This window comes from Gilliamella sp. Pas-s25, from assembly GCF_009795885.1.
GTDB lineage: Bacteria > Pseudomonadota > Gammaproteobacteria > Enterobacterales > Orbaceae > Gilliamella.
The window spans coordinates 141,488-159,044 of sequence record NZ_WTEV01000002.1 but is presented as its reverse complement, the minus strand read 5'-3'; the positions used below and the strand labels follow the sequence as shown (position 1 = coordinate 159,044).

Genomic DNA, 17,557 nt, shown 5'->3' with positions numbered 1-17,557 from the left:
GCAGCAGTCTTAAAACTGTGCTGTTTTATGGGGTGGTTACAACCTGTCCCTTGATATTCACGTCCGTTATCGGTATAAATACATTCAATGATATAAGGACATTGGGCTAATACATCATTTTGTAGAAACTGTGTTGAGCTAAATTGGGATTTATCGGGGTATATGACCCCATAAAGCTCACGTGTAAATACCCCAAACTTAGTACAAGATTCAAGTAGAAAATAATACTCCTTGTTTAGGGTTTTATACTCAATCTGCGTCATATTATTTAATGCTTCATGAGGTTTTTCGTTGTTATAACTGGTTAGCCATTATTCGGTTATCTTTCTTGCTTGTTCCAGATTATTAAATAGATATAAGTCTAGTACCTCTGTGCGATAGATGCGATTAAATCGTTCAATATACCCATTTTGATATGGGTTGCCGAGCTCAATATAATCAATGGCTATATCATGTGATTTAGCCCAGTTTATAAAGGTTTTTCCTGTAAATTCCGGTCCATTATCGGCTCGTATTTTTAATGGATACCCATGATATTCAGCCAATTTATCTAAGTAACGGGTAACTCTCCCTGCCGGTAAGCTTACTGCAATATCAATGCCTAGCACCTCACGATTAAAGTCATCGATGACATTGAATGTCCTAAAGCGACGTTGATTACCACTACTGTCACTCATAAAATCCATTGACCAACATTCACCTTGTTTATTAGGAACCAATAGCTTTTCTGGTGTTCGTGGGGAGATACGTTTTTTACGCTTTACCCTGAGATTAAGCTTTAATTCACAATACACCCGATACACCCGTTTATGATTCCATTTATAGCCGAGCTTTCTGATACGATTAAAGCATTTAGGAAAGCCCCAGCGTAAATGCCGGTCTGTGATAGCATTCAACACCGAAATAATCACCGAATCATCCTGTAACTTAGGTTGATAATAGTAAGCACAACGGCTTAAGCCAACAATGGCACAACTCATAGCAATAGTAACTAAATGATTTTGTTGTAGTTGCTGTGCCCACGTTTTACGTGCCTTTGTGGGCACTAAAGCTTTTTTATAATTTCTTCCTGAAGCTGGGATTTTAAGCTCAGCTCGGCAAACATCTGCTTAAGCTTACGGTTTTCAGCCTCCAGCTCCTTTAAGCGTTTGATATCCGAAATTTCCATTCCGCCGTATTTTTCCCGCCATTTATAGAAAGTTGAATTACCCATGCCATATTTACGGCAGAGTTCTTTAACGGGAATACCCGCTTCAGCTTCTTTTAAAATAGCGACGATTTGATGTTCAGTCATTTTTTTCATAATTAAATCCCCTTTACTTTTATCATAGAGAATTTTCTACTTTTTTGCTGTACTATTTTATGGGATAGTTACACATTACAATCTAATATTTTTCAAAAATAGTTGTCTTTTCTCTTGAGAAGCTGTCCTAATTTGTCCCATATTTTTCCAAGTCACATTCTTAATTCCTAATTGTTTCAAAGTTGATTTAATAAAAACAGATTTAATGGCATTCCCAGCAAAGAAACGAATAAACCATGTGGGAGATGATGAAGTAGTCAAAACTGTAGTTGAATGAATATTGCGAATCTTTCCTTTTACGCCTGTTGGAGTATCAACGTAAGAAAAATTTTTCTTAAAGACTTTATCAATAAAACCTTTTAAGATTCCTGGCAAATCATTCCACCAGATAGGAAAGATAAATACAATATCGGATGCATCCATTATCATTTTTTGATATTTTTCTACTAAAGGATCTGTTGTTTGTCCCGTACTAAATAATTTTAATTCTTCACTAGTGTATACGGGACTAAAACCGTCTTTATATAAATCAATAATGTCAAAATCTTTTCCACTTTCTTTCAAAAGTGATATAGTTTTATTTAAAATGGCATGATTATAGCTCTGCTCATATGGATGAGAATAAATTATTAGTGTTTTCATTGTAAAATCTCCTTATTTTTTAAAATTTACGATAACGAAGTGTAGATACCCCATGTTAGTACAAAACTGACGTAGAAAATCAGGCTGCTTGTTTTAGGGTTTTATACTCAATCGGCGTCATATTATTTAATGTGTAGGAAAACACCGAGTTGTTTACACTTCATAGCTAAAATAATCCTCTAAAAATTCATAAGGTGTTTTCCCCGAAATCGCTTTATGCGGTTTAACTGTATTATAAAAATTAATAAAGTGTTTAAGCTTTTGTTTTCTATCTTTTGAGTCGCTAAATATTTGCTGATTATGCCACATCTCAATTCAAAGTGCGTATTACTCTTTCGGCTTTCTATTCATTTGTGGGCAGGCGGGTTTGGTAAATTTTTGATTAATATGATGGTTATGATACATTTTAACAAATTGGGGTTAGCAGGTGCCTTGATATTCACGTCCATTATTGGAATAAATACATGTAGTGGTATAAGGACATTGGGCTAACACCTCATTTTGTAAAAACTGTGCTGAGCTAAATTGGGATTTATCAGAGTAAATACCTGCATAAAGCTCACGTGAAAAATCATCAATGCCGACAAATAAATAGTCTCTAGTTTGCTGTTGCGTTTCATTTTTAAGTAACGGTAAACCTTTGGTGTCAACGTGTAGCATTTCACCCGGATAGGTTTGTTATAGCGTTTAGCTTGCCGTCTTAATTTATCTTCAATAGATTTTTTAACTTTAACCAGACATTTAATACCATAACTGATGGTTCTATAACGTTCATTCTTTACTGGTTAAAGGGACAAAAAGCTTCAAGTGAGCTTTCTTTAGCACGCTATAAATGGCCTAGCGACTCACCATAAAGCGTTTAGCTAAATCAGTGACGGTTATTTTTTCTTTATGATATAGACGCCATATTTCTTGTCTGTTATAAAGCGTTAATTTTGCTTTTTATGTATATTCATTACAGTCATGTCTCAAATTACTGTAAACAACGCGAGAAATTTCTACAGTTTATGCGTCAAACGATGAATTGGGCTGTAAAGCAGAAAAGGAAAGCTTAGGTTACAATTCATCGCGATTACATCCAGATATTTATATGGATGAGTTATTAGTTGGAATGCGAACTATTAATCAAGTTTTAGCGCATATTATGAAAAAACTTGATATTTATGATGAATTTAAATTAGATACATCTGAATTGTATGTTAAGTAAAAATTTATTTATAAATTTAACTTAATGCGGATGACAAAGGACTAAGTGGTGGAGCTGGCGGGAGTTGAACCCGCGTCCAGATTTCAATATCAATATAAATAATAATGATTTTTTATTTTGTTTGTTTTTTGCGTGCATTGGGCGTGCATTTTATTTTGATGCTTTTTTGATTGATGTATTACCATCATATGATTCAAGGTACGAACCGTAATGCCGGAATAACATTTCTGGCCCTTTATGGCCCATTTGCTCTGCTAACCAGAATAGATTAACACCGTTGCTTAGATGATATGTTGCAAACGTGTGTCTAGTTTGATACGGGTTGCGGTAGCGTACTCCAGATCGTTTTAACACTGGTACCCAAGCTTTTTTTCGTATTGCATCAGCACCTTCCCATTGTTTATTTGTTTTTGGATCCAAAAAAACATACTCATTATGTAAAAAACTAAATTTTTTTTGTTTAGCTAATGCTATTAGTGCATTATTATCCAGATCAATAATACGAGTTCCCGCTTTTGTTTTTGTTCCTTTTTCAACTCCAACTACTAGAGCAGAATTTACATGTACTTTGTTTTTAATAAAGTCGATATTTTTCCATTTTAATGCGCAAAGCTCACTTGACCTCATGCCTGTTGCAAAAGCGAACCTAAATAAATTTTCCCATTGTTCATTGCTACAACATTGTAATATTGCATTAACTTCATCAGGCGAGAAAGGATCAACAACGTAATCACTTTTATCTTGCTCTGTGCTTTTGTCATGATATTTAGATACTGATACAGACTGAACGGGATTAATAGAGATTATCCCATCAATAATGGCATCATCAAGAGATGATTTTAGATAAGATAGGTTGTTACGTTTAGTCTTAATTGATGTTGTTTGTTCTTGTACCCAATTTTTTATAATTCCTGGTGTTAATTCAGTTATGCAAATATCATGAAGATCATGAAGTGCATTAATGCACTTCTGATAGCCGTTGATCGTTGATGGAGATAATTTTCGTTTTTCACATAAAGATAAATAACTATCTAAATAGCTCTTAACTTTTAATCCTTTACTCGAATAGCCGAATATTTTCAGCTTGCTTGACTTTGGAAAGAAATCAGCATAATTAAAAGTTCCGCGCTCAATACTATTTAATATTTCACCTCTTTGCCGTTCTGCATATTTTATGTTTGATGGCGTAACTGGTAGGCCTCGTAGCGGTTCACGACAGCAAACACCTTTGAACGTAAATGTGATAATTAATGTTTGAACGTTTGCGTGTTTTCGAATTGTTACACCACGCGACATTTTTGCTTTTCCTTTCCTTTCCATTCATCAACCGCTACTATATCTACCTGACGTTCTTTTATGCCTTCAACACGGAAAACATGTACTCCAAAAGCCCAAATGCCACGTTTTAGCCTTTTATCTACAGCACCTACCGTGTCGCCATATTCGCTACAATATTTAGAAATTGGTAAATAACGTATCATTTTTTGCACTCCTTTTACTCCACAAAATTATTAAATAATTGTTATCTGCAACTTAACAATTATTTTGAAACCAAACACATTTGCTCTGCATCGAACATTGCATCATGTAGTGCGTTATGTTTTAAAAAATTAAATGACGATGTATAGTTTTCAATTTTCCCTTTTGCTGTTCGTGTTAATGCATCAATATATGTTCTAACATCTCTGACCTGATAATATAACCACGGCGTTTGTAATGAATATTCATTGAATGCATTTTCTAAAATAATCGGGTCAAAATTTGTTCCTCTAAAATAAAATGCAATATCAGGGTTAATTTTTTTCCATTCATTTATTTTAGATATTAATTTCTTAAGAGCTTCTTCTAAGTGAGAATGCCCTGGTGCAGGGGATGCAATTTTTTTATCAACTTGAGATCTCCACCATTCTAGCGTTTCATTGCTGATCGTTCGACTGGAATAAAATAATTGGTCTGGCAGGTCACATGACAGGTATAGATGATGATCACTGTAACAACCTGAAATTTCAACCATTTCTATTTTTTCTAACGTTTCATTTAAATTAAATCTATCAAATGCAAATGCTCCAATTGACAATATAATTGCCGACGGTTTTGTATCTAATGTTTCAATATCAATAATAACTGTATTAATTGTCATTTTAATTTTCTCCTTGTTTGCTATATCTAGTCATATTTAGCCCTCAATCGCTTGTTCCATGCTTTATAGTCGTTCTATATCTAAATATAGTTCTTCAATATCGTTATCTATTCTTTGTTTTGTTGAATAAACTTTTCTTTTTATTAACATAATTTCTGCTCTACGATTTAGTATTTCGACAGCCATAACCATCTCAGTGGTTGGTGGGTTTTCACGATCGTAACTTCCAGCTATTTCCAATAATTTATCTTCTGTTAAATATCTGATTTTATTCATGTATATCACTCCGTTTAAAATGTGACTTTGCTTTGTTGGTACTCATACACAGTCATAAAATTATTAAAACCTTTTTTACTATTAATCATTTTCATGACAACTTGTTCTGTAATTTCAGTTTTATTTGGTGTAGCTAACCAGAATTGAGTTAATCTATGTAATGGGTTGGCCGTTTCCCAAAGATCAGCTTGAAACTCTGCCAGATAATCAGATAGTTCAGATGTAAAATACTCATTAGCCGTTATAAATGTGTCGGTTTTTAAATATTCGCGTTTTAGCTGATCTCGACAAATAACACCCGCCATTATTTGCCATTTATAACGCACTTCGTTTAACATCCTTGCTTCAAATGATTTAGGTTTTATTTCAGAACCTTTGTAATAAACAAACACATCAATAGCAGTGATATCTAAGATCATGTAATCTTTGGCCACAATTCTAGATATTTGTTGATATTTTAGTGTTGAGTTATATTTTTTGTTTCGCTTCTTTTTCATAATTACGTTCTAGCATTTATTAACTGCAGTTATAAATTACTATCGATATAAGATAATAAGTTTTTGGTTAGGCTTCTTAGCTTGATATAACTATCAGGAACTACATGTTCGGTTGCTTTATTCATAATGTCATTTTTATTTTTTATGCTATGTATTTCCTGGTTCAAAGATGCATTTAAATTAGCTAACTCATCATTTCGAACTTGATACCATTCTATGCTATCCTTTTGCTTCTTAACCTCAGATTGAAGGTCTTTTATTGTGTTATGATTTCTTGCTAACTCATTTTTTTGTTTTGAGATTTCCTCTTTTAGTGAAGATATTTCTTCTTGCATACTGTCACTTTTTTTTATTTCTTTTTTCAATAGTTCATTAATTTTAGTTTTTTCATTATCTAATTCGTTGTAATTGTTGCATGATGCATTATATTTTTTAGTTAATTCAGATAGTTTCTTATTTAATAAAATAATCTTTTCATCTGTTTGAGATTGTTTTACAACTGCACTTTGGTCTTTGGAGTTAATATCAATGCTGACAACGATAAAACCGTTTTCAATTCCATTTGCTTCAATGTCAAAACTGGTAATAATCGCTTCAACTGAGTTACCAGGATCGTTTCTATCCTTGATAATTAATATGTCCCCAATCATGGGATCACGTGCAGTAGTTAGAACTAAAAACTTTTGTTGCCCAGATGAGATTTCAATAAAATTAGAACTATTAACCTTTACGCCATATTCTGCCATTTTTACTTCCTATAGTTATTTAATTTGTTTATCGTGTTAAACAAAACACATTCCAGAATCGCAGAACTGAACTAAATCTAATTGCTCATCCATTCCGTTTGATTTTAGAGGGGCGTCTGCAAGAGGGACTCCATATTTTGTTAACCAGAGATGAGGATTATCTTTCTGTATTTCTTTCTCGTGTTCACATGCTTTTTTAAAATCTTCTGGAACATTTTCTTTCATCCATAACCACTCGCTTTCTCTTCTGTTTGGACACATCCAGCATGCAGAACGGGGAGGAGTGGGTAAGCCATATTGCTCAACAAATTGAATTGCCATTTGTCTTGTAATCATCATTTCAAATAGCGGGTAAACACGATGCCACTTGCCTGTTGTTACTTTGATGCGTTTGGGCTCATCTAGTGACATCCCCATCCACATATCGACCCCTCTTTTGGTTAGATATGATTGCCCGTATTTTTTATTTAAAAACCGTTCTATTACTTCTCTTTTCCATCGAGCTGAACAGTATCCTGGTTGTTTTCCTCTGCATTCTCCATTTTCTTTTCGACCATCCCACTCTGAATAATATCCGGCTAAAGTCATGCCAGAAGATGGCTGAACTAAATCAACATTAGTAAATTGTGATTTTGGAACTATATAATATGGAATGTTCATTTCATCACATAAAGGTTGAATGTGTTTTTTTTGATACTCAAATACGTTTGAAGCTTCTCGCTCTGTATCAGCAGCAACAATAACATCTGGTTTTGGTAAAATTCCTGCATGGATCATACAAATAATTGCGTTTGATTGAGTCCCCATGCCTGATGACATAACATTAAATCTATTTGGGTTATGTTTGAATTGCCTTGCCGGAATGAAGTTTTTAATCTTAATCATAATTTTCACCCCAACAACTCATAAAATCGACGCATGAAGCGGTTATAAGCAACACCACTTGGTACAGGCTCTATTTTTCTCTCAAGCAATGGAATGCCTTTCAACATTGGCCATTCTTTGCCATCATTAGCTATATCACGATGCTCAGTTGCTAATAAAATAAGGTCAGCTTGTTTAACTTCGGGAGAAATAGTTAATGGCAAATTAAATTTTTGCCTGATAACTTGATCAACCTTGTCTTCAACCAGGCGGTAATCAGGTAATAATTTTTTTAGTGGTGACGGGATGTCTTTGCAGTACGCTTCAACAGCATCATGTAACAATGCTTCTAATTTAAATTTATCGGCAACAACGTAACTACATTCAATAGAATGTTGAGCTACAGAATAAAATCTATCAAGCTGCCCAGTGTAACGGCATTCATGAGATAAGCCTTTTGCGATATCTTCAATACAGATTGAATCGATGATAGGGTTTTTGTAATCAAAATGTAACCCTGAATAGGTTGTAATCCAAGTCATATTAATACTCCACATTTAATTAATAACGTCTGCACTCGTTATTTGTAATTTAAAAATTCTTGAAAAATTATTCTTTTTTAGAATCCTTATTATTAAATTCATCGCATATAATATTTGCGGCTTTTATGATTGTGTTCATCTGATCATATGTGATAAAACAACCATTGTTTTGTTCATCTATTTCTTTCATAATTGAACAAACCAAACTTATTTGGTCCACTCTAACCGGTTTATTAGTTGACATAATCACGCTCATTCTTACTCCAGTTGTTTTAAATTTTTGTCAATTTGATGCTGTATTTTTTCAATTCGTTTTTCTAATCTAAAATTTACAGCTCGCGTTGCGTCGTTTAAACTTGAATGCAATAAATAACTCTCCTTATCAATCCTTGTCTTGTCACAATAAACACTATTTTTGGTTATTTTTGTGATTATTAATTTTTCGGGAGTTAATGCATGTTGATCTGTATACCAAATAACATCCCCAACTTTTAGCTTTTTCCACTCTTCATCTGTAATCATAATTTACTCCTCAGGCAATGGTATTTCACTTAGATAAACCCAATATTTAACTTTATCATCACCATACGCCCACGTTTTTGTTGTACTATGAATCCAATTTTCACTAAACACTGGTTTATTTTTATGAAACGATAATGTCAAGCACATCATTGGAAGTCCGTCTTCATCGGTGCCGTCAGGCAACTCTTTGCTAGCATCACGCCAATTTAATTTAGGCATTAGCAATCTCCAGTTTTGATTTTATTTCTTCGTATGGCTCTTGAACAAAAAGGGTTTTGTCATTAAGTATTTCAATAACTGTTTCAATACTATCGGTTTCTTGAATATAAATAATGCATTCTATGTTAACTAACATCTTACCGTCTTGGTCTGTTACCTCAATAAACTTAGCCAATTATAAACTCCTCTTAGCAGTTAACTATTGTTGTATTAAGTAATTGCCACTCTGTCGCCAACGGCGTGGCTACCGTCTGGAAAGCATTTTGGCTTGTATATTTCAAATTAGTGGGCTAACTGCTAAGGAACAGATCACTGCTAACACTAATTATCAACGCATATACCAGACGCCACCTACGTTATTGCACCGCTTTAGTAAAATCGTTGATTAAATTAGCTAGTTCATTAGCAACTAAAAAGAAATCAGCTTCTATTCGTTTTGCTTTATCATCTAGTGAGATATCGCTATTTTCATCTAACATTTCAGATGAATAGCTAATTTTGGAAAAAACGAGCTCAGTATTTACTGTAAAAACTGTTTGCTGTTTATATGAGAACGATAGCGATTTAATTTCATGCCCACCATTTAGATAACTTTTGACTTCTTCTGCAGTGAGGTTTTCGTCAATAAGTTTTATTTTTCCATTACCGTCTAATGGGTCGGCTAACATTGCATCATTGAGTACAAAAAAGTTAGGTGGAGTGCTGTCATTACATACCCATTCTTTTAACGTGAATGATATATTGTTTTCAACAGAAAGTGGTTTGAGTGCTAATGCGCCTAATTCTTTTCTTATCAGCGCAAGAACGTCTTCGGCTTTTTTAAAGCTGGCTGTTTCTACCGCTATAAATTTATCTTTATCATTAATCCAAACATAGACGTATTGATCTTTTGTGAATGCAACGGGCAATAAGTCAATAATAACCTCATCTTTTACACAATGTTTTTCGCTCTTAGTTGCGCTACGACCAAGTTTTTGTTCAAGCTGTTCAATTCGTTCAGAAGTTTTTTTCTTGATAACAGATGCCGGTAGCAGTTTGCTTTCAATGCGTAACTTTAATAATGAGTGCCCTTGGACCTGTAATTTTAATACGTCATCGTCATTAATTGGCGAAACAAAACCTTTTTTAATTGAGTCCGTTGGTCCGCATGGTGTGAACGCCATGTTTTTTAACATGTTGTTGTCTAAACGTTCTATGCTACTGTTTTTATCGAATTGATAAATAATTAGGTTTTTGAAAAACATATTTAATACTCCACATTTTTATTTTATCTTTCTGCACTAAGATGTTTAATTAATCGCAATGGTTCGGGTAAATAAAGTCGTCTATATCACAGTCAAATACAAGTTTTGATTGTCCGTAATAAAGAGCAATAATTAAGTTTTGATATTTTGTGTTTGTAGGTTGAATCAATTTTCCAATACATTCGCCAGCAATTCTTGCTGAATAAACTTCATAAGCGTAATATTCATCATCATATTCGCCGCATTTACCTTTTATTTTTTCGTCTAAACGGCAACAACCTAGGTTGTTATCCAATAAGTATTTAGGTCTTTCTAAATAACTCTCTTTAGGCTTCTTATCAAAATAGATACTAATATAGTCATGGTCATAATCACTTTCATTGATCCGAATGTCTGGGTTGTCCCAATCGTTTTCCATTGCTTCCTCTGCATATTCTTCAACAAAAGCCTCCAGTAAATCAGAAAGATAAATATATTCAGGAATAGGGTATTCATTAATAATGTTATTAAGCATTTTTGTCGCTTTATCCACAAAATTTTGCTCAACATTCGATGAAAGCCATTGCTGTTGAAGTGAGTTGACAATTAATTGGTTATATTTAGGTAGAGAAATAACATCTTGAATATTGGCAGGTAATGTTTCTTTGACCGCCTCTTTTACCGCTCGCCCAAAATCGCCATACGGGCTAAGCTCGCTTTCAATTGCATTTTTAAATAATCCTTCAAGTGCTTCATCAATTATTGATGCAGGTTTATCACTATTATTAAAACGGTCAACACCTTCTAATAACAAGTCTTTTAATGTTTTATCTGTCATTTCCATCCTCCACAAATGTTGTAAATAATTTTGTTCGTGAGCCCTCTGCACAGGACACACATGGTTTGTTAGTAATAAAAACGCTCTGGTCTGCACTCCAAGAGCGTACGATTTACTCCACTAACATTCTGTAATCAGGAACTGCATTAACTAAGTGTGCCTATCTTTATACTTGTTAGGCTCAAGTGTCCTTTTTGTCACCACAACAGCAAGGAATTTTGATATAATTTAAACAACCACAACAGATAAAAAAGGAAACAATATGAAAAAATATCAGGCAGAAAAATTTGCTATAGCAATAGCGAGAGAAATTTTACAAACTAACCCAAATGCAATAATTTCTTCTGACTCTTATGATAAAAAATCGGCTGATGATGTAGCTGATTTTATTTTAGAGCTATCGTCACGTTTAGAGAGTGACCTTGGGGATGATCCTCTGGATAAGAATTAACTGTACTAATAGCCTTGCAAACTTGTAAGGCTAATTTTTCAAGGCTAGCGTAACAACTAGCATCTGCTTTAGAGACGCTTTCTAAAATTGCGTTTTTTATTTTTTCTTTATCTGTTCCAGATAAAAGATTATTTTGAGCCAACATACAAACCTCCAAAATGATTAAACACTTAGTTAATGCTGTTCCTGATTTTTAAAGAGCTAAATAGCTTAATATATTACGTTCATATAAAATGCAGGCTCAGTATCAATTACCTCAATTGGGTTAAATATACGAAATGGTGGCTGATTATTTACCACTCACAGCCATCGTGGTAAGATTGGAATCGCCAAACACCAACCTTAAGGAGTTAATTATGAATGCCCCTAAGCCTGATGCACATAAGCCAATTAATGAAAGGCCTGTGCCACCACCAAAACCGCAACGGAAAAGTTAAAAGGTGAATAAAATGGAAACAATAAGACACGACATTATTTATGATATTAATTACTCATATACTTTAGAGAAAATGCAATCCACATTGTGTGGTAGGGTAGATCGTTTCTTATCATTTCTAATCTTATTCTTTGGCGCCGCTGTTTTTGCGGATTTTCGAGGTACTATTTTTTATGGTGGACTGATAGCATGTGTTGCTGCATTTAACTCAGTTTACCAATTTGGTAAAAATTCAGCGGTAGCACAATCCAGAGCTTATCAATATTTGGCATTAATTCGAGATGTTGACTCTCTTGAAAATGACCAATTAGCATCAAAACTAAAATTAATGGAAAAAGATGATAGCCATGTTTTTTCTGTTCTACGTAACGCTGCACAACAAAGAGCAGCTATTTGTCTAGGTCTTAGAGATAATCCTCCAATAAAGCTAACTAAATTTGAAAAAATCATATCTTGGTTAGCTGGTGATTTACCTAATCAATCTGAATATTTAAAAAATAATACGGGACTTTATCCAGAAAGCGAATCTGATAATTGATATTGAGCCTGATTTTTAAAGAACTATCAAAACAATTCATTAAAAAACACTGTATATAAATTCAGTATTTTATTATAATGAATAACTCTAATTAACTGATTAACAGATCTAAGACTATGGACGAGATTAAAACAATAAAACACAGTTGTGTTATATGCCAAAGCCACGAATATCTTTTCGAACATGAACCTAAGCTAAATCCAAATGATGAAGCGGTTTTTGTGAAAAGCATTTCATGCGCTTTATGCGGTTATCCAATTTCAGCAGTAGAATTCATGGAATCAGAAACGGGTTTCAAATACGACGAACTGAAAACAAGAATAATTAATTAGATGTTTTGATTTTTAAAGAGCTATGTAAAATTAACTGCATCTAATTTTAGATAACTAAACAAAAAAGTCAATATTATTTTTATAGAATAATAAAATAATTTTAGAAAGGTAAACGTTATGGTAGGAGAAAGTGACCTGATAAGGTCACTATTTTATTGTTATTTTATTTTGCACGTTTTTTCTACATCTGTAACGATACTATCGTAGTTATCAAGATCAAAAAATGCAATGAATTCCGCTTTAGTATTCTTTGTTAATGGTTTCATTGTAACAATGATACGTTTCTTATGTTTCATGAAGTTAAACACTTCTGTAACATCATGACTTCCTTGTTCTAGCACTATATATTTATCACTAGAAAACATTTTTTTTCTAGTAGAGTTATTATTAAGATCTTCAATTAAAACATCTATTTCACCTGCATTTTTAAAATTAGGGTCTTCTGTATAAATGAAAAATGTTAAATCTCCATTATCATTTACACTAAAAAGATCTGTGCAACCAATCGATATTAAAGTGTTTTCTTCAGAGCTTCTTTCTGCATGCATACTCGCTGTTATTTCTGTTTGACCTTCTTTTTTTACTTCCCAGTCCGCATAAGCCATATTGCTCATACAGCTCAACAATAAAATTAATGATATACATTTATATTTCATACTCGTCTTTTCCTAAATATTCTATGTTCAACCATTGTACCTATTATACGTATTTGCTGGTTTAATGTGCTCATGGGGCTATAATCTGGGTTTAATGGTATTAATTCAAACTGCATCCTATTATGCTTGTCATAACCTAATTCACGATATTTTTTAAAGGTTGCTTCTGATTCGCCGTTCATTGCGACAACAAATTCACCAGGATATGGCAGTACTTCAGGATCTACGATTATTAAATCACCTTCTTTAAACTCGGGCTCCATGGAATCCCCTTTTATTTTAAGTGCAAATGCTTTTTTTGATAGATCTAAAGAGGTTATTATATATTCAAATCCTGTAGAGTCTCTTAGTTCACAAGACTCTGTCCACGCTCCAGCTTGGACGTAGCTAATTAATGGTACTTTGTATGAATGTAATTCTACTGGGACTATATTAGATTCAAAGTTTCCCTTTAATAACCACGCAAAATCACAATTAAGAGCAATTGACAGATCAAATAAATTTTTAGAACTGGGTGTAGATATATCTGACTCCCATTGCGAAACAGAAGAATGGTTTGCCCCTTTTATTGATTTAGCTAGTTCGCGTTGGGTTAAGCCCAGTTCTGTTCGTTTTTGTTTTATTCTAGATCCAATTGTATTCATAAAGACACCTATTAATAAATAGTTTAGTTATCTTAACACCTGTTGACTTTAGATAAATAAACATATAATATTTAGAAAACTAAACAAAAAGGAGGCGTAAATGTTCAAAAATATCGTTTTAAATTATTTTAATGGTGTAACTCCATTAGCTAAAAGTTTAGGTATATCAAAAGGGGCTATCTCTCAATGGGGAGACATTATTCCCGAAAAAAATGCGTATCGGATTCAGGAAATAACCAATGGAGCATTAAAAGTTGATACAAAATTATATCGAAATAAACATTAAAACAACCACCAAGAATAGAGGTAAATGTGGACAATAGAAATTATCCAACACCGAAAGAGATAACCGATGCAATTCATCAGTTAATCACATCATTTGACGGTAAGTACCCTGAGATGGCGAAACGACTAGATCCAACATCGGGTACAGAAAACGCATTACGCAATCGTGTGCGGCAATTAAATGGGCAAATGGTACCGCTGGGAATGATATTAGAAATGGAAGCAGAAGCCAATTCTAATGTTATTACAGAAGCAATTGCAAAATATCGAGGCGGTGTTTTTGTTAAGTTGCCTGAATTTAATGAATTTGATAACGACGAGTTACTAAATAAATTTAATAATCTGATTGCAGAACTGGGTCAATTTTGTCGGCAACATAATGAATTTACTGCAGATGGAATATTAGATAAAAAAGAGAAAAAGTCATTAAAAGCTACGTCGTATGCAATTCAATGTAGATTGAGTGAAATTATCGTTATAACTGAGATGATTTTTGGAAAGGGTGACCGATAGCAATTTTGCAGAAGGCTATCGGTCGGTTGCGAAAAAACACTTGTGGAGTATTAGTCGCATGAATAGTTTAACACTAAATTGTACTGTAACGCAATTGCGTTGTAAGTTTTCACAATCAGGCTTTGAATATGAAGCCATGATAAATCACATCTGGACACCTGTCAGCCACCAATTTGTCGAATTTTTGTGGTCTTTTCTAATCAAACAACAAAGTTTGAATAACGACAATAACAAAGAGGTTAATCTATGAGTACCAAGTTAACTTCCTATGTTTGGGATGTTTGTGCTACAAGTGGAATGAAAGGCACTAAATTATTAGTTTTACTAAGGTTAGCTGATTTTTCCAATGATGAGGGGGTTAGTTTCCCCTCAATTGATACAATTGTCAGCCAAACTGGCTCAAGTAAAAGTGCTGTTAAGTTAGCCCTTAGCAGCCTAAAGAAAGATGATTGGTTATATGTAAAAGCTCGTCGAAATGGTCAACGGAATGACAGTAATTTGTATTGTATAAATGTCCAAAAACTACAAAAACTAGCTTTAGAAATTGTTAATTCTCACCAGCCAAATTCTGACCCGTCACATTCTGACCGGTCAAAAACTGACCCGACAGAAATTGACCTGTCAGAAAATCAAATTCCTAATATTATCAACGCTTCATCAGGGTATGGAAATTCTCAGGGGTCAAATCCTGACCGGACAGAATCTGACCCCGATCCATATATAAATAATAATATAAATAATAATAAATTAGGGTCTGGAAATTTTAGTCAAATTTCCGACGCTGATAAATTATCCCAATTTTTAGAAAAACATCCTCAAGCTGAAATTTATTCAGCAAACGGAAAATACTGGGGTTCAAAAGATGATTTGAAAGTAGCCCAGTATATTTATCAAAAAGTGCTTGAGATTAACCCAACTTACCAAGAACCTAATTGGCCACGATGGAGCAATGAGATTCGGTTGTTAAAAAAACGAGTCAACAAGCGGACACGAGAAATATTAGAAGTTTTTAATTGGGCTAATCATCATGAATTTTGGTTTAAAAACATTTTGTCACCGTCGAGCCTTTCTGAGAAATGGATGATCCTCACGACTCAAATGCTATCTGATAGTAAAACAGTGGTAAACAAATCGTCTGAAATTGATTGGAATAGTACAGGGTGGTTACGTGAGGAGGTCCTACAATGAAACCTTTAAACGAAATTTACAGCGCATCTGAAATTGCGATAAAAAAAAATGTTAGCCACCAAAATACATGTATTGGAACGCCAAAATTTAATTGTGAAATTGAAAAAAACTTTAACAAATTGTTTATCCAATTAAAACAGGTATTCCCTGCAATAACGGCGTTAATAAAAACTCAGATAGATCTTGATGAGTTCAAAAACCAATGGTTACTGGCATTTAAAGAAAACGGCATAACAACGTTACGTCAGTTTGAAATTGGTATGAAGAAAGCACGCCAACAAAACACACCATTTGTCCCATCGCCTGGTCAATTTATTTCATGGTGCAAAGAGGGCGAGGCATCAGATATGGGGTTACCAACAGTTGCTCAAGTTATGCGAGAGTTCAACAAGTATAGTGCTGAGATTGGTTTTTCATGTCAAACAGCAGAGCAATTCCCGTGGTCTCATCCAGTTATGTACTGGATTGTTACCGATCTGAGAAAGCACATGCGCCAATACAATCAATCTGAGTTCGAGGTTGAAAAGCGTGCCGAAATGCTAATCAACAAATGGGCAAAAAAATTGAGTAACGGTGAAGTAATACCTGAAATTCGTGTCCAACTTGAAGAAAAAAAATCAGGGTACGGCGTATATTATTGCAATTCTGATGCAGTCAACGCGATGAGAGAAAGGGCGAGAGAGAAAGCAAAAAGGAGTATAGCAGAAAATGGCTAAAGTTGATTATAAACATTCAAAAAGCAAAACTGATTCAGATATAAAAGATCTATGGCAAACGCCGATTGAGTTATATGAATTTTTAAATGCTCGTTTTAGTTTTGTTTGTGATGTGGCTGCTAGTGATCACAATCATTTGCATTTGAATTATTTAACTGAGTCATATGATTCGTTACTAAATGGATGGTCACACTTAAAAAGCGGTTTTGCTTTCTGCAATCCACCTTACTCTCGTATATTGCCATGGGTCAAAAAGGCACGAGAAGCCGCAGATTGCGGGGTTGGTACCGTGATGTTGTTACCCGTTGATACGTCGGTTGAATGGTTTAACGAGTTACGAAAATTAGCTAGTGAAATTTATTTTATTGTTAATGGTCGTATTTCGTTTGTCCGTTCTGATAATAAGCAAAAAATTAACGGTAATAACCGAGGTTCATTATTTGCGGTATTCAATCCCAAGGCATTTGGTGATTGTCGTGTTTCATTTGTTGATAGAAGTGAAATTTATGCAACATACGAAAAAATCAAGGAAACATTACCAGATCCTGCGGTGAGTGCTGTATGGCCAAAAGAGGTTGACCAGATATTTAATTCAATTGAGTATGCAAAAAATTTAACAATTGAACATCAAACAAAAGTTAAACAAAGCATTAACAAAATGATTATTGATCGGCTATCGCCAGAGCAAATTAATAATGCTGCTCGGTTTTTGGTAAATAGAATGGAGGCTATGCCAAAAGCTTAATGCTTTTTATGTTGGTAATGTTGTATATGAATGT

General features: G+C 33.9%; 28 protein-coding genes and 1 pseudogene. 9 read left to right on the top strand and 20 right to left on the bottom strand.

What is annotated here, in order from left to right; genetic code table 11:
* Window positions 1-233: 233 nt before the first annotated feature.
* The 4 genes and pseudogenes from GQ593_RS01835 to GQ593_RS13540 all read right to left on the bottom strand — a co-directional run.
* Window positions 234-1,303, bottom strand: a pseudogene (locus tag GQ593_RS01835) (IS3 family transposase); the annotation flags it as partial.
* A 75-nt stretch (window positions 1,304-1,378) separates the two neighbouring features.
* The gene (locus GQ593_RS01830; RefSeq protein WP_160430360.1) at window positions 1,379-1,945 is read right to left on the bottom strand and encodes an NAD(P)H-dependent oxidoreductase; all 567 of its coding nucleotides are present in this window, start codon (window positions 1,943-1,945) and stop codon (window positions 1,379-1,381) included.
* A 153-nt stretch (window positions 1,946-2,098) separates the two neighbouring features.
* The gene (locus tag GQ593_RS14120; protein ID WP_202115336.1) at window positions 2,099-2,254 is read right to left on the bottom strand and encodes an integrase core domain-containing protein; all 156 of its coding nucleotides are present in this window, start codon (window positions 2,252-2,254) and stop codon (window positions 2,099-2,101) included.
* Between the two features lie 111 nt (window positions 2,255-2,365).
* Window positions 2,366-2,605 carry a hypothetical protein gene (locus tag GQ593_RS13540; protein WP_202115335.1) on the bottom strand — a complete coding sequence of 80 codons (240 nt, stop codon included), beginning with the start codon at window positions 2,603-2,605 and terminating at the stop codon, window positions 2,366-2,368.
* A gap of 364 nt (window positions 2,606-2,969) precedes the next feature.
* Here GQ593_RS13540 and GQ593_RS01820 point away from each other — a divergent pair, with 364 nt between their 5' ends.
* Complete coding sequence (locus GQ593_RS01820; protein WP_202115334.1) at window positions 2,970-3,152, top strand: hypothetical protein; 183 nt, start codon at window positions 2,970-2,972, stop codon at window positions 3,150-3,152.
* A gap of 150 nt (window positions 3,153-3,302) precedes the next feature.
* Here the strand turns inward: GQ593_RS01820 and GQ593_RS01815 are convergent, their stop codons facing one another.
* The 14 genes from GQ593_RS01815 to GQ593_RS01750 form a co-directional block, all read right to left on the bottom strand.
* Window positions 3,303-4,448 (bottom strand): site-specific integrase, encoded by a 1,146-nt coding sequence (locus tag GQ593_RS01815; protein WP_202115333.1) that lies wholly within the window; start codon window positions 4,446-4,448, stop codon window positions 3,303-3,305.
* Window positions 4,433-4,633 (bottom strand): excisionase, encoded by a 201-nt coding sequence (locus tag GQ593_RS01810; protein ID WP_160430358.1) that lies wholly within the window; start codon window positions 4,631-4,633, stop codon window positions 4,433-4,435. The genes GQ593_RS01815 and GQ593_RS01810 overlap by 16 nt, the downstream gene beginning before the upstream one ends.
* A 59-nt stretch (window positions 4,634-4,692) precedes the next feature.
* Complete coding sequence (locus GQ593_RS01805; RefSeq protein ID WP_160430357.1) at window positions 4,693-5,292, bottom strand: 3'-5' exonuclease; 600 nt, start codon at window positions 5,290-5,292, stop codon at window positions 4,693-4,695.
* Window positions 5,293-5,355: 63 nt separating this feature from the next.
* Window positions 5,356-5,568 (bottom strand): hypothetical protein, encoded by a 213-nt coding sequence (locus tag GQ593_RS01800; RefSeq protein WP_160430356.1) that lies wholly within the window; start codon window positions 5,566-5,568, stop codon window positions 5,356-5,358.
* Window positions 5,569-5,582: 14 nt separating this feature from the next.
* Window positions 5,583-6,065: a hypothetical protein gene (locus GQ593_RS01795; RefSeq protein ID WP_160430355.1), complete on the bottom strand. Its 483-nt coding sequence runs from the start codon at window positions 6,063-6,065 to the stop codon at window positions 5,583-5,585.
* Between the two features lie 29 nt (window positions 6,066-6,094).
* Window positions 6,095-6,811 carry a hypothetical protein gene (locus GQ593_RS01790; protein WP_160430354.1) on the bottom strand — a complete coding sequence of 239 codons (717 nt, stop codon included), beginning with the start codon at window positions 6,809-6,811 and terminating at the stop codon, window positions 6,095-6,097.
* A 36-nt stretch (window positions 6,812-6,847) separates the two neighbouring features.
* Window positions 6,848-7,696 carry a ribosomal L7Ae/L30e/S12e/Gadd45 family protein gene (locus GQ593_RS01785; RefSeq protein WP_160430353.1) on the bottom strand — a complete coding sequence of 283 codons (849 nt, stop codon included), beginning with the start codon at window positions 7,694-7,696 and terminating at the stop codon, window positions 6,848-6,850.
* 5 nt (window positions 7,697-7,701) lie between these two features.
* On the bottom strand, window positions 7,702-8,217 hold the full coding sequence (locus GQ593_RS01780) for an HD family hydrolase (RefSeq protein WP_160430352.1): 516 nt from the start codon (window positions 8,215-8,217) through the stop codon (window positions 7,702-7,704).
* 67 nt (window positions 8,218-8,284) lie between these two features.
* On the bottom strand, window positions 8,285-8,461 hold the full coding sequence (locus tag GQ593_RS01775; RefSeq protein ID WP_160430351.1) for a hypothetical protein: 177 nt from the start codon (window positions 8,459-8,461) through the stop codon (window positions 8,285-8,287).
* Window positions 8,462-8,475: 14 nt separating this feature from the next.
* On the bottom strand, window positions 8,476-8,739 hold the full coding sequence (locus GQ593_RS01770) for a hypothetical protein (RefSeq protein ID WP_160430350.1): 264 nt from the start codon (window positions 8,737-8,739) through the stop codon (window positions 8,476-8,478).
* Between the two features lie 3 nt (window positions 8,740-8,742).
* A complete protein-coding gene (locus tag GQ593_RS01765; RefSeq protein ID WP_160430349.1) occupies window positions 8,743-8,958 on the bottom strand; it encodes a hypothetical protein in 216 nt (71 codons plus the stop codon).
* The gene (locus GQ593_RS01760; protein ID WP_091125755.1) at window positions 8,951-9,133 is read right to left on the bottom strand and encodes a flagellar FlbD family protein; all 183 of its coding nucleotides are present in this window, start codon (window positions 9,131-9,133) and stop codon (window positions 8,951-8,953) included. The genes GQ593_RS01765 and GQ593_RS01760 overlap by 8 nt, the downstream gene beginning before the upstream one ends.
* A gap of 181 nt (window positions 9,134-9,314) precedes the next feature.
* Entirely contained in the window at window positions 9,315-10,202 is an 888-nt protein-coding gene (gene rdgC / locus GQ593_RS01755; protein ID WP_160430348.1) for a recombination-associated protein RdgC, read from the bottom strand.
* Between the two features lie 49 nt (window positions 10,203-10,251).
* Complete coding sequence (locus tag GQ593_RS01750; RefSeq protein ID WP_160430347.1) at window positions 10,252-11,019, bottom strand: hypothetical protein; 768 nt, start codon at window positions 11,017-11,019, stop codon at window positions 10,252-10,254.
* Window positions 11,020-11,281: 262 nt separating this feature from the next.
* On the opposite strand from GQ593_RS01750, the gene GQ593_RS01745 reads away from it, so the two are divergent.
* Both GQ593_RS01745 and GQ593_RS01740 read left to right on the top strand, forming a co-directional pair.
* The gene (locus GQ593_RS01745; RefSeq protein WP_160430346.1) at window positions 11,282-11,470 is read left to right on the top strand and encodes a hypothetical protein; all 189 of its coding nucleotides are present in this window, start codon (window positions 11,282-11,284) and stop codon (window positions 11,468-11,470) included.
* A gap of 449 nt (window positions 11,471-11,919) precedes the next feature.
* The gene (locus GQ593_RS01740; RefSeq protein ID WP_091125741.1) at window positions 11,920-12,444 is read left to right on the top strand and encodes a hypothetical protein; all 525 of its coding nucleotides are present in this window, start codon (window positions 11,920-11,922) and stop codon (window positions 12,442-12,444) included.
* Between the two features lie 490 nt (window positions 12,445-12,934).
* On the opposite strand, the gene GQ593_RS01735 is transcribed toward GQ593_RS01740, so the two are convergent.
* Together GQ593_RS01735 and GQ593_RS01730 are read right to left on the bottom strand one after the other, a co-directional pair.
* Entirely contained in the window at window positions 12,935-13,432 is a 498-nt protein-coding gene (locus tag GQ593_RS01735; RefSeq protein WP_160430345.1) for a hypothetical protein, read from the bottom strand.
* The gene (locus GQ593_RS01730; protein WP_160430344.1) at window positions 13,429-14,076 is read right to left on the bottom strand and encodes a LexA family protein; all 648 of its coding nucleotides are present in this window, start codon (window positions 14,074-14,076) and stop codon (window positions 13,429-13,431) included. The genes GQ593_RS01735 and GQ593_RS01730 overlap by 4 nt, the downstream gene beginning before the upstream one ends.
* A gap of 100 nt (window positions 14,077-14,176) precedes the next feature.
* Between GQ593_RS01730 and GQ593_RS01725 the strand changes: the two genes are divergently transcribed.
* The 6 genes from GQ593_RS01725 to GQ593_RS01700 are packed head-to-tail and all read left to right on the top strand — an operon-like array spanning window position 14,177 to window position 17,523.
* Window positions 14,177-14,362: a Cro/CI family transcriptional regulator gene (locus GQ593_RS01725; protein ID WP_065611330.1), complete on the top strand. Its 186-nt coding sequence runs from the start codon at window positions 14,177-14,179 to the stop codon at window positions 14,360-14,362.
* 26 nt (window positions 14,363-14,388) lie between these two features.
* Entirely contained in the window at window positions 14,389-14,874 is a 486-nt protein-coding gene (locus tag GQ593_RS01720; RefSeq protein ID WP_160430343.1) for a YmfL family putative regulatory protein, read from the top strand.
* 58 nt (window positions 14,875-14,932) lie between these two features.
* Window positions 14,933-15,124, top strand: a complete 192-nt coding sequence (locus GQ593_RS01715; protein ID WP_143421904.1) for a hypothetical protein — start codon at window positions 14,933-14,935, stop codon at window positions 15,122-15,124.
* Window positions 15,121-16,062, top strand: coding sequence for a helix-turn-helix domain-containing protein (locus GQ593_RS01710; RefSeq protein WP_160430342.1), 942 nt, complete (start codon window positions 15,121-15,123; stop codon window positions 16,060-16,062). The genes GQ593_RS01715 and GQ593_RS01710 overlap by 4 nt, the downstream gene beginning before the upstream one ends.
* A complete protein-coding gene (locus GQ593_RS01705; protein WP_160430341.1) occupies window positions 16,059-16,778 on the top strand; it encodes a replication protein P in 720 nt (239 codons plus the stop codon). Before GQ593_RS01710 ends, GQ593_RS01705 begins: the two co-directional genes overlap by 4 nt.
* A complete protein-coding gene (locus GQ593_RS01700; protein ID WP_160430340.1) occupies window positions 16,771-17,523 on the top strand; it encodes a phage N-6-adenine-methyltransferase in 753 nt (250 codons plus the stop codon). The genes GQ593_RS01705 and GQ593_RS01700 overlap by 8 nt, the downstream gene beginning before the upstream one ends.
* Window positions 17,524-17,557 lie beyond the last annotated feature (34 nt).

What these genes read in the sequence shown, in the direction of transcription:
- GQ593_RS13540 (WP_202115335.1), bottom strand. Translation starts at nt 2,605, where the DNA reads ATGCTACACGTTGACACCAAAGGTTTACCGTTACTTAAAAATGAAACG.
- GQ593_RS01790 (WP_160430354.1), bottom strand. Translation starts at nt 6,811, where the DNA reads ATGGCAGAATATGGCGTAAAGGTTAATAGTTCTAATTTTATTGAAATC.
- GQ593_RS14120 (WP_202115336.1), bottom strand. Translation starts at nt 2,254, where the DNA reads ATGTGGCATAATCAGCAAATATTTAGCGACTCAAAAGATAGAAAACAA.
- GQ593_RS01785 (WP_160430353.1), bottom strand. Translation starts at nt 7,696, where the DNA reads ATGATTAAGATTAAAAACTTCATTCCGGCAAGGCAATTCAAACATAAC.
- GQ593_RS01810 (WP_160430358.1), bottom strand. Translation starts at nt 4,633, where the DNA reads ATGATACGTTATTTACCAATTTCTAAATATTGTAGCGAATATGGCGAC.
- GQ593_RS01815 (WP_202115333.1), bottom strand. Translation starts at nt 4,448, where the DNA reads ATGTCGCGTGGTGTAACAATTCGAAAACACGCAAACGTTCAAACATTA.
- GQ593_RS01710 (WP_160430342.1), top strand. Translation starts at nt 15,121, where the DNA reads ATGAGTACCAAGTTAACTTCCTATGTTTGGGATGTTTGTGCTACAAGT.
- GQ593_RS01780 (WP_160430352.1), bottom strand. Translation starts at nt 8,217, where the DNA reads ATGACTTGGATTACAACCTATTCAGGGTTACATTTTGATTACAAAAAC.
- GQ593_RS01745 (WP_160430346.1), top strand. Translation starts at nt 11,282, where the DNA reads ATGAAAAAATATCAGGCAGAAAAATTTGCTATAGCAATAGCGAGAGAA.
- GQ593_RS01700 (WP_160430340.1), top strand. Translation starts at nt 16,771, where the DNA reads ATGGCTAAAGTTGATTATAAACATTCAAAAAGCAAAACTGATTCAGAT.
- GQ593_RS01740 (WP_091125741.1), top strand. Translation starts at nt 11,920, where the DNA reads ATGGAAACAATAAGACACGACATTATTTATGATATTAATTACTCATAT.
- GQ593_RS01770 (WP_160430350.1), bottom strand. Translation starts at nt 8,739, where the DNA reads ATGATTACAGATGAAGAGTGGAAAAAGCTAAAAGTTGGGGATGTTATT.
- GQ593_RS01800 (WP_160430356.1), bottom strand. Translation starts at nt 5,568, where the DNA reads ATGAATAAAATCAGATATTTAACAGAAGATAAATTATTGGAAATAGCT.
- GQ593_RS01775 (WP_160430351.1), bottom strand. Translation starts at nt 8,461, where the DNA reads ATGTCAACTAATAAACCGGTTAGAGTGGACCAAATAAGTTTGGTTTGT.
- rdgC (WP_160430348.1), bottom strand. Translation starts at nt 10,202, where the DNA reads ATGTTTTTCAAAAACCTAATTATTTATCAATTCGATAAAAACAGTAGC.
- GQ593_RS01750 (WP_160430347.1), bottom strand. Translation starts at nt 11,019, where the DNA reads ATGACAGATAAAACATTAAAAGACTTGTTATTAGAAGGTGTTGACCGT.
- GQ593_RS01715 (WP_143421904.1), top strand. Translation starts at nt 14,933, where the DNA reads ATGAATAGTTTAACACTAAATTGTACTGTAACGCAATTGCGTTGTAAG.
- GQ593_RS01805 (WP_160430357.1), bottom strand. Translation starts at nt 5,292, where the DNA reads ATGACAATTAATACAGTTATTATTGATATTGAAACATTAGATACAAAA.
- GQ593_RS01765 (WP_160430349.1), bottom strand. Translation starts at nt 8,958, where the DNA reads ATGCCTAAATTAAATTGGCGTGATGCTAGCAAAGAGTTGCCTGACGGC.
- GQ593_RS01730 (WP_160430344.1), bottom strand. Translation starts at nt 14,076, where the DNA reads ATGAATACAATTGGATCTAGAATAAAACAAAAACGAACAGAACTGGGC.
- GQ593_RS01725 (WP_065611330.1), top strand. Translation starts at nt 14,177, where the DNA reads ATGTTCAAAAATATCGTTTTAAATTATTTTAATGGTGTAACTCCATTA.
- GQ593_RS01735 (WP_160430345.1), bottom strand. Translation starts at nt 13,432, where the DNA reads ATGAAATATAAATGTATATCATTAATTTTATTGTTGAGCTGTATGAGC.
- GQ593_RS01830 (WP_160430360.1), bottom strand. Translation starts at nt 1,945, where the DNA reads ATGAAAACACTAATAATTTATTCTCATCCATATGAGCAGAGCTATAAT.
- GQ593_RS01795 (WP_160430355.1), bottom strand. Translation starts at nt 6,065, where the DNA reads ATGAAAAAGAAGCGAAACAAAAAATATAACTCAACACTAAAATATCAA.
- GQ593_RS01705 (WP_160430341.1), top strand. Translation starts at nt 16,059, where the DNA reads ATGAAACCTTTAAACGAAATTTACAGCGCATCTGAAATTGCGATAAAA.